This window comes from Streptococcus sp. k-628, from assembly GCF_013277475.1.
Taxonomy (GTDB): Bacteria; Bacillota; Bacilli; order Lactobacillales; family Streptococcaceae; genus Streptococcus.
Map to the genome: position 1 here is coordinate 1 of NZ_VMMZ01000004.1, position 13,508 is coordinate 13,508.

Annotated in this window: 17 protein-coding genes; 14 read left to right on the forward strand and 3 right to left on the reverse strand. The window is 40.2% G+C overall.

Annotation, left to right across the window (positions count from 1 at the left end):
- Positions 1–111 precede the first annotated feature (111 nt).
- Entirely contained in the window at positions 112–453 is a 342-nt protein-coding gene (locus HT730_RS00620; protein ID WP_173306484.1) for a metal-sulfur cluster assembly factor, read from the reverse strand.
- Between the two features lie 123 nt (positions 454–576).
- Between HT730_RS00620 and HT730_RS00625 the strand changes: the two genes are divergently transcribed.
- The 14 genes from HT730_RS00625 (at position 577) to HT730_RS00690 (ending at position 11,308) form a co-directional block, all read left to right on the forward strand.
- Entirely contained in the window at positions 577–1,428 is an 852-nt protein-coding gene (locus HT730_RS00625) for an Rgg/GadR/MutR family transcriptional regulator (RefSeq protein WP_173306485.1), read from the forward strand.
- A gap of 197 nt (positions 1,429–1,625) precedes the next feature.
- Complete coding sequence (locus HT730_RS00630) at positions 1,626–2,873, forward strand: transporter (protein WP_173306486.1); 1,248 nt, start codon at positions 1,626–1,628, stop codon at positions 2,871–2,873.
- A 77-nt stretch (positions 2,874–2,950) separates the two neighbouring features.
- On the forward strand, positions 2,951–4,231 hold the full coding sequence (hisS, locus tag HT730_RS00635; protein WP_173306487.1) for a histidine--tRNA ligase: 1,281 nt from the start codon (positions 2,951–2,953) through the stop codon (positions 4,229–4,231).
- Positions 4,232–4,375: 144 nt separating this feature from the next.
- Entirely contained in the window at positions 4,376–4,690 is a 315-nt protein-coding gene (locus HT730_RS00640; RefSeq protein WP_173303018.1) for a hypothetical protein, read from the forward strand.
- A gap of 9 nt (positions 4,691–4,699) precedes the next feature.
- The gene (locus HT730_RS00645; protein ID WP_020900531.1) at positions 4,700–4,906 is read left to right on the forward strand and encodes a helix-turn-helix transcriptional regulator; all 207 of its coding nucleotides are present in this window, start codon (positions 4,700–4,702) and stop codon (positions 4,904–4,906) included.
- Positions 4,906–5,094 (forward strand): hypothetical protein, encoded by a 189-nt coding sequence (locus HT730_RS00650; RefSeq protein WP_173306488.1) that lies wholly within the window; start codon positions 4,906–4,908, stop codon positions 5,092–5,094. Before HT730_RS00645 ends, HT730_RS00650 begins: the two co-directional genes overlap by 1 nt.
- On the forward strand, positions 5,081–5,269 hold the full coding sequence (locus tag HT730_RS00655; protein ID WP_001046123.1) for a hypothetical protein: 189 nt from the start codon (positions 5,081–5,083) through the stop codon (positions 5,267–5,269). The genes HT730_RS00650 and HT730_RS00655 overlap by 14 nt, the downstream gene beginning before the upstream one ends.
- An 11-nt stretch (positions 5,270–5,280) precedes the next feature.
- Entirely contained in the window at positions 5,281–6,030 is a 750-nt protein-coding gene (locus HT730_RS00660; protein WP_173306489.1) for a DUF3169 family protein, read from the forward strand.
- 10 nt (positions 6,031–6,040) lie between these two features.
- The gene (locus HT730_RS00665) at positions 6,041–6,865 is read left to right on the forward strand and encodes an ABC transporter ATP-binding protein (RefSeq protein WP_173306490.1); all 825 of its coding nucleotides are present in this window, start codon (positions 6,041–6,043) and stop codon (positions 6,863–6,865) included.
- Positions 6,858–7,556 carry an ABC transporter permease gene (locus HT730_RS00670; RefSeq protein ID WP_173306491.1) on the forward strand — a complete coding sequence of 233 codons (699 nt, stop codon included), beginning with the start codon at positions 6,858–6,860 and terminating at the stop codon, positions 7,554–7,556. Before HT730_RS00665 ends, HT730_RS00670 begins: the two co-directional genes overlap by 8 nt.
- 9 nt (positions 7,557–7,565) lie before the next feature.
- Positions 7,566–8,207 carry a type II CAAX endopeptidase family protein gene (locus HT730_RS00675; protein ID WP_173306492.1) on the forward strand — a complete coding sequence of 214 codons (642 nt, stop codon included), beginning with the start codon at positions 7,566–7,568 and terminating at the stop codon, positions 8,205–8,207.
- A 17-nt stretch (positions 8,208–8,224) separates the two neighbouring features.
- On the forward strand, positions 8,225–8,455 hold the full coding sequence (locus HT730_RS00680; protein WP_000832181.1) for a hypothetical protein: 231 nt from the start codon (positions 8,225–8,227) through the stop codon (positions 8,453–8,455).
- A 135-nt stretch (positions 8,456–8,590) separates the two neighbouring features.
- Positions 8,591–10,348 carry an aspartate--tRNA ligase gene (gene aspS / locus HT730_RS00685; RefSeq protein WP_173306493.1) on the forward strand — a complete coding sequence of 586 codons (1,758 nt, stop codon included), beginning with the start codon at positions 8,591–8,593 and terminating at the stop codon, positions 10,346–10,348.
- Between the two features lie 18 nt (positions 10,349–10,366).
- Positions 10,367–11,308: a YitT family protein gene (locus HT730_RS00690; RefSeq protein ID WP_173218843.1), complete on the forward strand. Its 942-nt coding sequence runs from the start codon at positions 10,367–10,369 to the stop codon at positions 11,306–11,308.
- Between the two features lie 106 nt (positions 11,309–11,414).
- Here HT730_RS00690 and HT730_RS00695 read toward each other — a convergent pair whose 3' ends face one another.
- Positions 11,415–12,401, reverse strand: a complete 987-nt coding sequence (locus HT730_RS00695) for a LacI family DNA-binding transcriptional regulator (RefSeq protein WP_173306494.1) — start codon at positions 12,399–12,401, stop codon at positions 11,415–11,417.
- Between the two features lie 9 nt (positions 12,402–12,410).
- Positions 12,411–13,211 (reverse strand): DUF1189 domain-containing protein, encoded by an 801-nt coding sequence (locus HT730_RS00700; RefSeq protein WP_173306495.1) that lies wholly within the window; start codon positions 13,209–13,211, stop codon positions 12,411–12,413.
- Positions 13,212–13,508: the final 297 nt, after the last annotated feature.

Sequence of the window (13,508 nt, forward strand, 5' to 3'; positions counted from 1 at the left end):
TTGAGCAACCTGCGGCTAGTTTCCTAGTTTGCTCTTTGATTTTCATTGAGTATCAAAAAGCAAGCCAACTTCGGCTTGCTTTTTTTTCATCTTCAAAAGTGATTTACCTGCTTAACGAGGTGGCAGTCCAAGGGCAATACGACCGTAGCGACTGATTCGTGTGATTTTCCAAGCAGGTGACCAGGTGACTTCAACCTTGACATCTTCAATCCCCTCGATTTGTTTCAGACCTGCAACGATTTCAATAGGCAAACTTTCTGCACAATCGCAGGCAGTGTCGGTGAAGGTCATGACAATCTTGCAGAGACCCGTTTCATCCAGATTGATTTCATAAATCAGCCCTAGATTGTAAACATCCAATTCCACATCGGTATCAAAAACCTTCTCTAGTTTTTTGATAATTTGGTCTTGCAAGGCCAAAGCACGGTCATTGATTTTGATATCGTCTCTCATAACAGTCCCTCCACGTGATAAATATCCTCTATTTTCTCATAATTCTGACAATTTGGCAAGTTTTTGATGAATTTTCTGAAAAATATGATAAAATGAAGAAAATACTGAATCAGGGGGAAGTCTATGGAGCAGATTGGAAAAGTCTTTAGACAATTACGAGAGTCAAGAAATATCTCGCTGAGACAAGCAACTGGGGGACAATTTTCGCCGTCTATGTTATCTCGCTTTGAAACAGGTCAGAGTGAGCTTTCGGTGGAAAAGTTTCTATTTGCCTTGGGAAATATATCTGCCAGTGTAGAGGAAATTCTCTTTCTGGCGAGAGGTTTTCAGTATGATACAGATTCTGAGTTGAGAAAAGAAATCATAGATGTCTTGGATCCAAAGAATATAGCTCCTCTTGAGGACTTGTATCGCAAGGAGTATCAAAAGCATGTCCATTCTCAAAACAAACAGAAACATATTCTAAATGCCATTATGATTAAGTCTTATATGAAGAGCATGGATGATACGGTAGAGTTAACGGTAGAGGAAGGGAAAGTCCTTCATGACTACTTGTTTTCTACCGAGATCTGGGGAATCTATGAACTCAATTTATTTTCAGTCAGTTCTCCCTTTTTATCTGTTTCTCTTTTTACTAGATATGTACGAGAAATGGTACGTAAATCTGATTTTCTAATGGAAATGTCTGGCAATCGAAACCTTTTTCACACTATACTATTGAATGGCTTTTTAGCCAGCATTGAGTGTGAAGAATTTACTAATGCCTCTTATTTTAAACGTGTTATCGAAGAGCATTTCTACAATGAAAATGAAACCTATTTCCGAATTGTCTATTTGTGGGCAGAGGGTCTCCTTGATAGCAAGCAAGGCAGAGTCAAGGAAGGTCAGAAAAAGATGGAAGATGCTGTCCGTATTTTTGAGATGCTTGGCTGTAATAAATCTGCTGAATACTATAGAAAAACGACCGATTGTTGAATATCTGCAAACTAAGAAAATGATTTGAAATTTTAAGCGATAGAACTGTTGACTGCTCTCAGGTCATCGAGAAAGTTCTATCGTTTTTTTGCTTATTTTGTGTGTTGCATATATTCAAAGTTTTTCCTCTAAAATTTCTAAGTGCTATACTATAGTCATACTTCACATAAAACTTTGAACAAGAAGGGAGATTATCTATGAAACTATTGTTTAGAAATCAAGCTTATCGATTCTTAACTTTGTCACGCTTCTTCAATGCTTTTGGTGCTTCGATTTTCAACCTGGTCTTTATCGTCTATGCATCGACCCTGCCACAAGCATCTTTTGCGGTTGCTATGGCGAATATTGTCATGATTCTTCCGACTTTCTTTACAGTTTTTGTAGGGATTCGGGCAGATTATACGAGGACCAAGGTCAAATGGATGGTCTATAGTGGTTTGTTTCAGGCGATTTTATTTTTTCTAGCAGCCCTAGTTGTTCAGCAAGCTAGTTTCTTTGCCTTTTCGACCCTTTGCCTTATCAATGTCATTAGTGATGTAGCCAGTGATTTTGCTGGTGGTTTGCGCATGCCTCTTATTAAGGAAAAAGTAGCTGAAGATGATTTGATGGAAGCTTATTCTTTTTCCCAATTCATCACCTATATTTCAGCTATTGGTGGTCAAGCTTTTGGAGTTTGGCTCTTAGGTCTATCGGTCAACAATTTCTCCCTCGTTGCGGGAATCAATGCCTGCTTTTTCCTCGTATCAGCTTCTGTTCTCTTTTTAGGAAAAAGCAAATTGAGCCTGTCAATGTCATCTGCTGATGGTGAATCACTAAAAAATGAGAAGCTTCCGATTAAAGAGCAGTTCCTAACGATTTATCGAAATTTACGTCTCGTTTTTCTTAAAGGTGGACAGAAAAACTTTGGTTTTATGCTCTTTGCTGTCTTGCTTATCAATGCCTTGGGTGGCGCTTTAGGAAGCATCTATAACATCTTCTTTTTGAGCCATTCTCTCTTGAATTTTTCTTATACAGAGGCACTATTTATCAATCAATTCTGTGTTTTGTTAGCAATCATCATTAGTAGCCTTACGGGCAATGATTATTTTGGGAAGCAGTCCTTGCCTAGATTGATGATGTGGGCTACCGTAGGACTCAGTCTAATTGGTCTAGCTAATTTATTCAATCAAGTCGTACTTGGTTTACTATTTCTCTGTTCAACTCTGTATGTGTCTGGTAAAGTTCAACCAAAGATTAGTGCCTTGCTCCTGAAAAATCTAGCTCCAGAGGTTCTAGCTCGTACCAGTAATTTTTTAGGTTTATTGTTTACCTTATCCATACCTGTGGGAACAGCCTGTTTTTCACTTGTAGCCGTATGGAATATACAGTTGACGTGGATGCTATTTGCTGGTCTTTCCTTGCTAGCTATTCTTTTGACGATTCTTAATCTCAAAAATGATATTTAAATCCTAATTTTTTTCTCACTGTTTTAATCCCTTTATTTATGGTAAAATAAGACTATTAAGTTTAAAGAGGATTCCCTATGAAATTACAAAAACCAAAAGGAACGCAGGATATTTTACCTGCTGAGTCTGCCAAATGGCAGTACGTTGAGGGCTTTGCCCGTGAGATTTTCAAGCGCTATAACTACGCAGAAGTGCGCACGCCTATTTTTGAGCACTACGAGGTTATCAGTCGCTCTGTCGGAGATACAACGGATATCGTAACTAAGGAAATGTACGATTTCTATGACAAGGGTGACCGTCATATTACCCTCCGTCCAGAAGGAACAGCGCCCGTTGTCCGTTCCTATGTGGAAAATAAACTCTTTGCTCCAGAAGTGCAAAAGCCAAGTAAGTTCTACTACATGGGCCCTATGTTCCGCTATGAGCGTCCGCAGGCAGGACGTTTGCGCCAGTTCCACCAGATTGGTGTTGAGTGTTTTGGCTCTAGCAATCCAGCTACCGATGTGGAAACAATCGCGATGGCAGCCCACTTCCTGAAAGAAATCGGCATCCAAGGTGTCAAATTACACCTCAATACTCTTGGAAATCCTGTGAGCCGTGCGGCTTACCGTCAAGCCTTGATTGACTATTTGACACCGCTCAAGGAGACCTTGTCTAAGGATAGCCAGCGTCGCTTGGAGGAAAATCCTCTCCGTGTCTTGGACTCTAAGGAAAAAGAAGACAAGGTAGCAGTAGAGAATGCGCCTTCTATCTTGGACTTCCTTGATGAAGAAAGTCAAGCTCATTTTGATGCTGTGCGTCAGATGTTGGAAAATCTTGGAGTAGACTATATCATTGATACCAATATGGTGCGTGGTCTGGACTACTACAACCACACCATTTTTGAGTTTATCACTGAGATTGAGGGCAATGACCTGACCGTCTGTGCGGGTGGTCGTTACGATGGTTTGGTTGCTTACTTTGGAGGCCCTGAAACTGCTGGATTTGGTTTTGGACTTGGTGTAGAGCGCCTGCTTCTCATTCTTGAAAAGCAAGGTGTGTCTCTCCCTATCGAAAACGCCCTAGATGTCTATATAGCAGTCTTGGGAGAAGGAGCAAATGCCAAGGCTTTGGAATTGGTGCAAGCCCTTCGCCAACAAGGTTTCAAAGCAGAGCGTGATTACCTCAACCGTAAACTCAAAGCTCAGTTCAAGTCAGCCGATGTCTTTGCGGCTAAGACTCTCATCACTCTAGGAGAGAGTGAAGTCGAAAGCGGACAAGTGACGGTCAAGAACAACCAAACCCGAGAAGAAGTGCAAGTGTCACTTGAGACAATCAGCCAAAACTTCTCAGAAATCTTTGAAAAACTAGGATTTTAATGATAGATAAACTGGTCAGGGAATTACTCCTGACCTTTTTCTTTTGCAAAATGACAAAAATCATAAACTTTTTGACAAATATGCTTGTCAAAAAGAAAAAGATGTGTTACAATATAAGCAAGTTAAGAAATAGGAGGGAGCCACATGTGGGTATGGATTTTGTTTCCTTTTCTCGTCTTGATTTATATGAGTCAATCTAAGAAAATCAAGCGGTTAGAGAAGAGGTTAAAGGTAATCGAAAGAAAAGAGAAAGGAAACGCAGAAATGTCGAGATTATTGCAAGAAATGATTGGAAAGAAACCAACAATCATTGGAGAACTATTTGGAACAAATTTTTGGGAAGTTGTGGATGTTGATGAGGAATGGGTCAAGCTACGATACGTAGATAAGACGGGAAAAGAAAAAATCAAGTTGCAACGTATTGAGGATATCCAAACTGTTGAATTTGACGGAAAGTAGGTGTGTAACATGCAACTAAAAAATCGTCTAAAAGAGCTGCGGGCTCGCGATGGTCTCAATCAAACCGAACTAGCCAAGCTAGCAGAGGTTTCCAGACAGACTATCAGTCTATTAGAACGGGATGAATACACCCCATCCATTATCATTGCCCTGAAAATATCTCAAATTTTCAACGAAACAGTCGAATCGGTATTTCGCTTGGAGGAGGACGAGTGATGAACAAGTATAGAGTGATTTATTATATGAGTGTTCTTGCCCTCATTGTGAATGCTTTCGCTATGGTTGGAACATTACTGGGGTGGTTCTATTTTGTTGAAAGTAAGTATTTGTTTTGGGTTAACTTAGTCCTCTTGTCCATTTTCAACTGGTTAAAGAAAAAGGAGAAAAATGATGAACAAGTATAAAGTGATTTATTATGTAGTTGCCATAGCTCTATTAGTCAGCCTGTGTCTACTAATTGGAACAAATCTAGGATGGTTTGATCTCTATTACAGCGACCAATTTATCTGGGCCTACTTTGCTCTTATCCCAGTCGTTGACTGGATTGAAAAGAAATCCAAAAATCTAGCAAGTAAATAAGGAGAATGAATATGGAAAAGAAAAAGAAAAAGAAACGTGGATTGTTATTATTTTTGATGTCTATTGTCTTGGGAGGTTTCTTGGGCATGTTTGTAGGGATGTTTAAGGCTGTTGCCGAATCCCACGGAATTATGTTAGATGTAAAAATCTTGATACCCTGGATATCAGCTATTTGTTTAGTGTTAGGTTTCATTAGCATTCTTTTGACATTCAATTTCTTAAAGAAAAGCAGAAAATTTCATTCCTTATACCAAGAGGAAATGGATGATGATCTGAATGAAACCTATTATGTGCAAATGTATCGGAATCTCGAGTTTGGAACCATTGCTTTTAATATTGCAAGTGTAGCGATTTTATTGGCTCTTTTCATCTCAGGAAGTGAAGTAATTGTACTCGATATAAGCCATATAACCTTATCCCTTTCCTTTTTGGGATTAGTGTTGGTTTTCAATGCTCAAAATTATCTTTTTAAGACTATTGCGATTGTTCGTCAGATTGGTTTGGTGTTTTTCTCTACACCAAAGGATATCTTGGAGCATTTAGATTCTTACGATGAAGGGGAGCGCAAGGCTAATTTGGAACAGAGTTTTCGGATTTTATTCCAATTAAATAACTATGTCTTGCCAGGTCTCTACTTTCTGATTGCTCTCTTTTCTTTACTGACAGGAGAGATTCAGTTACTAGCCTTCTTGCTTGTCGGAGCAATCCATATTTATATCAATGTGATGCAGTTACCTATGGTAAAACGCTATTTCAAATAAAGGAGTTTCTATGATTCGTGTTGAAAATGTAAGCAAAAGTTTTGGGAGCAAAAAAGCTCTTCATCAGATTTCTTTTGAAATTAAGGAGGGTGAAATCTTTGGTTTTCTTGGCCCTTCTGGCTCAGGTAAAACAACCATGATCAATGTCTTGACAGGTCAGTTGGCTGCAGATCAAGGTAAAACAGTTTTGTTAGGCAAGAATTCTCAAGATTTAACCTCAAATGATTTGGAACAAATTGGCATTGTTAGTGATGGCAGTGGTTTTTATGAAAAGATGAGTCTTTATAAAAATCTTCTCATCTACGCTAAGTTATATGGCCTCAAGGCAGATAGAGTACATCAGGTGCTCCAACAGGTTGGATTGGCAGATGCTAAAGATATTATCGCAGAAAAACTATCTACAGGAATGAAACAACGAATGTTCTTGGCTCGTGCCCTTCTGAATGCACCTAAGATTCTCTTCCTAGATGAGCCAACCAGTGGATTAGACCCTACAACATCCAAGATGATTCATACCCTACTTCAAGAATTAAAGCAGGCGGGGACAACTATCTTTCTGACCACGCATGATATGAATGAAGCAACTCTGCTTTGTGATCGCTTATCTCTTTTAAATAAGGGAAACTTAATAGAGTATGGAAGTCCGCAAGATATTATCCAGAAGTACCATGTGGATAAGAAAGTACGTGTGGTTTATAACGATGGACGAGAACAGATAGTTCCATTTGAAGAATTACCACATTTAGACACGACAGATTTGATGATGGTCCACTCTTGTGAGCCAACTTTAGAAGAAATCTTTATCAGATTGACAGGAGAAAAGTTAGATGTTTAGAAAATTAAATGCCCTACTATGGTTAAGATTACAAGTTCTTATCAGCAATTCAACTTTGTTGGCGACTCTATTGATGCCTTTTGGAGCGACTGTTCTATATAATGAATTTTTAAATAAGAATGGACAATTGAGCCTGTTTTTACTATCTGCTAGCTTGACGATGGTCTTGAGCATGGGAAGTGGTTATATGGTATCGATTATGATGGCTGAAGATAAGGAAAAGCGCAATCTTAAATCACTCATCCTAAGTGGTGTGACAGCAACAGAATATACTTTCAGTATGCTCATTCTCCCTATGTTGATTATGTTGCTTGGAATGATTTCACTACCAATCTATCTTAAAGTGGATGTATCAGGTTACTTATTTGCCTATGTTATCTATTTGGTCCTAGCAACTATTAGTGTTATTTTTCTCAACCTTCTAATCGGTGCGGTGTCAGATACTCAATCTAAAGCGCAAGTTTATAGTATCTTTCCTATGTTTATCGTCTCTTTTTTACCCATGTTTGCTCTTCAAAATGATACGGTTCAGAAAGTATTGGATTACTCTTTTATTGGTCCAATTGTAAATCTTTTAAATAAAAAAGGTGGAGAAATATCTTTTTCTAACATCGGCATGTTACTTGCCTGGGTACTTGTGTTAGGAATAGCAAACCTCTTTGTATTGAAAAACAGTTATAAAGCAAGATAGGAGACTTTTATGAAATTACTTAAAAACCTCGGCTGGTTTATTCTAGCCATTCTATCCTTTTTATTCATCTATGGCTTCATTCAGGTGCTCGCAACTACGTCGCTTGCCTTAGGCGGTTCACCCTATGCTGTGACCTTGCTCTATGTGGCCTTGGCTGGAGTTTATGTGTACGGCATTTACAAATGGTACCAGAAAGGTTCTGTCCATATTGAGAAGAGCGACTTCAACCGATTTATTTGGCTTCCTGCCTTGGTTTGGTTCTTATCTCTGGTTGTCCAGTTTTTCTTGCCAAATGACCCTTCAGTAAATCAGCAAATAGCGATAGACTTGACCTTATCTCAACCACTTTTCTCATTCTTTGCGGTCGTTATTTTTGCTCCTTTGACGGAAGAACTTATCTTTAGAGGGATGTTAGCACGCTACCTCTTTCCTAAGCAGGACAATAGTAAACAAACTCTGATTTTTCTTCTGGTATCCAGTGTTTTGTTTGCTTTGATTCATTTCCCAGGTGATGTGCAACAATTTTTTGTCTATTTTAGCCTTGGTTTTAGTTTAGGCTTGGCTTATATTAGCAGAAAAGGTCTGGTCTACAGTATTTCTCTTCACGCTTTGAATAATTTAGTCGGCTTTTTGATGATTCTCATGCTATAATAGAGTCAGGAGGTCACATGAAACGAGTAATTTTATTAGCAGTGATTCAAGCAGTTGTTCTATTTTTCATTATCGGGGCACTAGCTTATGCCTTCAAAGGCGATTTCTTCTACAATTATCTAGCAGTTGTCTTTGCCCCTATTGCAGGTGTACTGCGTTTTGGGACGGCTTACATAACGGAAATTGTCTTGCCTCGAAAGGCAGCCGAAATTGCTGAAAAGCGTAAAGCAGGCAACAATTCAAAATAAAAGAGTCCGGTGAACTTCATCGGATTTTTTGTATGGGCGCTAATTTTTAAAGACTGGCAAACTTTTCTGCTGATTTTCATGAAGAGCCTGCGCTTTTATGGTAAAATAGTAACAGAATAAAAGAGGAGAGAAACAATGAAACGTAGTATGTATGCTGGTCGTGTTCGTGAGGAACACATCGGACAAGAAATAACCTTGAAAGGATGGGTTGGCCGTCGTCGTGACCTTGGTGGTTTGATCTTTATCGACCTTCGTGACCGTGAAGGAATCATGCAGTTGGTTATCAACCCTGAAAAAGTCTCTGCAGAGGTTATGGCAACAGCTGAAAGCCTTCGTAGCGAATTTGTTATCGAGGTGACTGGTCAAGTTGCTGCGCGTGAGCAAGCCAATGATAAGTTGCCAACTGGTGCAGTTGAGTTAAACGTGACGGCTTTGACAGTGCTTAATACAGCTAAGACAACACCATTTGAGATTAAGGATGGTATTGAGGCCAATGACGATACGCGTTTGCGTTACCGTTACCTTGACCTTCGTCGTCCAGAGATGTTGGAAAATCTCAAACTTCGTGCTAAGGTGACCCACTCTATTCGCAACTACTTGGATGAGTTGGAGTTTATCGACGTGGAGACACCATTTCTTTCTAAGTCAACGCCAGAAGGGGCGCGTGACTACTTGGTACCATCTCGTGTTAATAAAGGACATTTTTACGCTCTTCCACAAAGTCCACAAATCACTAAGCAATTGTTGATGAATGCTGGTTTTGACCGTTATTACCAAATCGTTAAATGTTTCCGTGATGAGGACTTGCGTGGTGACCGACAACCTGAGTTTACCCAGATCGACTTGGAAACGTCCTTCCTTACTGAGCAAGAAATCCAAGATATCACAGAAGGTTTGATTGCGCGCGTGATGAAGGAAACAAAAGGCATTGAAGTCACTCTGCCTTTCCCACGTATGAAGTATGATGATGCTATGGCTCTTTACGGTTCTGATAAACCTGATACCCGTTTTGACATGTTGCTTCAGGACTTAACAGAAGTTGTCAAAGGTGTAGACTTTAAAGTCTTTTCAGAAGCACCTGCCGTTAAAGCAATTGTAGTCAAAAGAGCTGCGGACAACTATTCACGTAAAGACATCGACAAGATGACGGAAGTAGCCAAACAGTATGGTGCCAAAGGTCTTGCTTGGGTCAAGGTGGTTGATGGAGAATTAAACGGACCCGTTGCCAAGTTCTTGACTAACATCCAAGCAGAATTGACAGCAGCACTTGCTCTTGAAGATAAGGACTTGGTTCTCTTTGTGGCGGATACGCTTGAAGTAGCTAACGCAACTCTTGGTGCCCTTCGTGGACGTATTGCCAAAGAGCTTGGCTTGATTGATAACGATAAATTCAACTTCCTTTGGGTGGTTGACTGGCCAATGTTTGAATGGTCTGAAGAAGAAGGCCGTTACATGAGCGCCCACCATCCATTCACACTTCCACAGGAAGAGACTGCTCACGAATTAGAAGGTGATTTGGCTAAGGTTCGTGCCATTGCTTACGATATCGTCTTGAACGGTTATGAGCTTGGTGGTGGTAGCCTTCGTATCAATCAAAAAGACCTTCAAGAACGCATGTTCAAGGCTCTTGGTTTCTCAGCCGAAGAAGCAAATGACCAGTTTGGCTTCCTTCTTGAAGCCATGGACTATGGTTTCCCACCACACGGTGGCTTGGCTATCGGTCTTGACCGCTTTGTCATGTTGCTTGCTGGAGAAGAAAATATCCGTGAAGTCATTGCCTTTCCTAAGAACAACAAGGCAAGTGACCCAATGACACAAGCTCCATCAACAGTAGCACTCAAACAACTAGAGGAACTAGAGATTCAATTGAAACCCTCTTGCTTTAATGTTTGAAATGTTGAGTAGAAGAAGATGAAACAAGCAAAACGAATTAAGCGGTGGCGCTATTATCTGCGCCGCTTTGCTTATCAGATAAAAATTTTACGTGTCTTACAAAGCATCTCTCGTGAGAAATATGATGAGAAGATTTCGGCCTCTCTGGTCTATGGATTTTTATCAGCAGTAGCGGTCAATTTCTTTTTCCAACCGGGGCATGTGTATTCGAGTGGTGCGACAGGTTTGGCACAGATTATCTCTGCCTTGAGTAATCACTGGTTTGGTTTTCATATACCAATTTCGCTAACCTTTTACGCCATTAACTTCCCTTTGATGGTCTTGGCCTGGTATCAGATTGGCCATAAGTTCACCGTCTTTACATTTATCACGGTGTCTATGAGTTCCTTCTTTATCCAGTTTGTCCCTGTGGCAACCTTGACGGAGGATCCCATTATCAATGCCCTTTTTGGGGGCGTTGTTATGGGCTTGGGGATTGGTTTTGCTCTTCGCAACAATATCTCCAGTGGGGGAACGGATATCGTCAGCCTGACCATTCGCAAGAAAACAGGTAAGAATGTCGGTAGTATTTCTTTCTTGGTAAATGGGACCATCATGCTGATAGCAGGTTTGACCTTTGGTTGGAAATACGCTCTCTACTCTATGATTACCATCTTTGTCTCTAGCCGTGTGACAGACGCTGTCTTTACCAAGCAAAAACGCATGCAGGCCATGATTGTGACCAATCATCCAGAGAAGGTAATTGAGAAAATCCATAAAAAATTGCACCGCGGCGCAACCATGATCCACGATGCAGAAGGAACCTATAATCATGAGAGAAAGGCAGTTTTAATCACTGTCATTACACGTGCAGAGTTTAATGAATTTAAACAGATTATGACACAAGTGGACCCAGGTGCCTTTGTCTCTGTATCAGAGAATGTTCATATTCTAGGAAGATTTGTTGAGATAGATAACTAGTGACTAGTACTTAAAATGAGTCTTCCCACAATAAAACGCATACTATCAAGTTTTTAAACACCTGATAGTATGCGTTTTTGCTTTTAAAGATTTTTTGACCAGCCTCTTATTTTTCAATAATTTTGTGGGCAATCAACTGGCGGTAGCAGATTTGTCTATTTTCTTTAGAATCATTGATGATACAGAGAATAGTTTCTAAAGAAGTGCGTCCGAGGGCTAGGCTATTGATATCTATATAGGCTACCAAATTGAGCTTAGGATTAACCGAGTCAAAGCTGAGAACAGGGACATCCAGCTGGTGCTTAGCGATGTAGTCACAGACCCCTTCAGCTAGGAGGCTATCGGTTGTGATGATGGCATCAATTTGTGGATCGTGCTTGAATAATCGCTTGCTAAATTTATAGCCCTTTTCTTCCAGAAACTCGTCTGCAAAGTAGATGCGATTGGTGTCAGTGGTAAGTTTGTAATGTTTAAGCGCCTGTTCATAGCCTGTTAAACGGTCTTTGGTCACGAAGAGCTTTTTACTTCCTCCGATAAAGGCAATGCGTTTGCAGCCTTTTTTGATGAAATATTCGGTTGCATCAAAACCAGCTTGAACATTGTCGTTGTCGACAAGTGGGATGAAAGGAGATAGAGATTTACCTAAGATAAGGAAGGGGAACTGTTCTTCTGCTACGAGTTTTACGAGAGGGTCTTCTTCTTGGGCATAGAGAAAGATTAGCCCATCTACACGCTTGCCGTAGACCATTTGTGAAATAGCGTTGAGACGCTCCTTCTCATCTTTTCCTGTTGCGATCTGAATGGCATAGTGGTTTTCAGATGCGACTTGAGAGATGCCACGTAGAACCGATGGAAAGAAAGGATTCTGGTAGAAGGCGTCTGAGTCGTCAGGAAGAACCAAACCAATCACCTGAGTATAGCTACTTACCAAGCTGCGAGCATTGAGGTTGGGATGGTAATTGAGCTCTTTCATAGCCTTGCGAACGCGTTTTTTTGTTTCGTCGCTAATGGTTGATTTATTTTGAATAACACGGGTTACGGTTGAAGGTGAAACACCAGCAGCCTTGGCCACGTCTTTAATCGTAACGGGCATAAAAATCTCCTATTTATGGTAATCTGGATCACGGAAATGTGTTTTATAAAAGATAGTGACCAGATACAGAACAAAAAGAATGTTTTGTACAGTAATCAGGGTTGACATATTTTGGCCAAATAATCCCAGAATAAGCGTAATCAGAGTCGGCAATCCTAAACAGTTCAAGATAAAATGATAGCACTCTTTAAAGGTTCTAAATGAAAAGAGGCGTGATTTCTTAGTGATATAAAGGAGAAGACTCGCCCCTAGAGAGACGATAAAGAAATTCAAACCAAAGAGGAAGCTAGCACCGAGAACTAGGAAGAGACTGATATAGACACGATTCTGTTGGTACCAGTCTTTAGAAATTGCTTGGGTCAAGCTGTCTTTGCTTTTGAAACTCTCAGTCTGAATGGCTCGGTAAGAGACGCGGGTCAGTTCCTTGCTTTCCTTGCTGATGACTAGCTCATTTGTGTCGAAATGCAGTTGCAAGTCCTTAGGTAATTCCTTGCTTTGACTGGGGCCAATCACAACAGAAGGTGTTTGATTGGCAGTTCCTGTATAAGTTAGCTTACCATCAACAATTGCAGCATGCTCAGAGAGGTCCTGAACAACCCCATCCGTCAGAGGTTCATAGACATTATCGATAAAGGTTTCTAGCGGATAAGTCTCCTGGGAGCTGTTTTGAATGGCAATGGGTACCATAGACAAGCTGATAAGGAAGATACTGGTAAAGAGAAGTTGAAACCAGTTGAGCCCGAAACGTTTGGACAGGGGCTTACGAAATCCCCAAATACTTGAAAAATAGGAAAATGGATATGGAAGCATAGGTATCTTTCTAAAAGGTGTTTTCTATATGAGTATTATTATATAGAGAAATGTGCTTTATTTCAAGTCTAGGAGACAAATTGCTTGTTGTAAGGATATTACTTACAGTAACAATCGCTAATACTCAATGAAAATCAAAGTGCAAACTAGGAAGCTAGCCGCAGGTTGCTCAAAACAGTGTTTTGAGGTTGCAGATGGAAGCTGACGTGGTTTGAAGAGATTTTAGAAGAGTATAAAATGAAAAAGGGTGGCGGGGATATATTATCCCTTGTCGCCACCACTTGTAAGTCCTGAAAC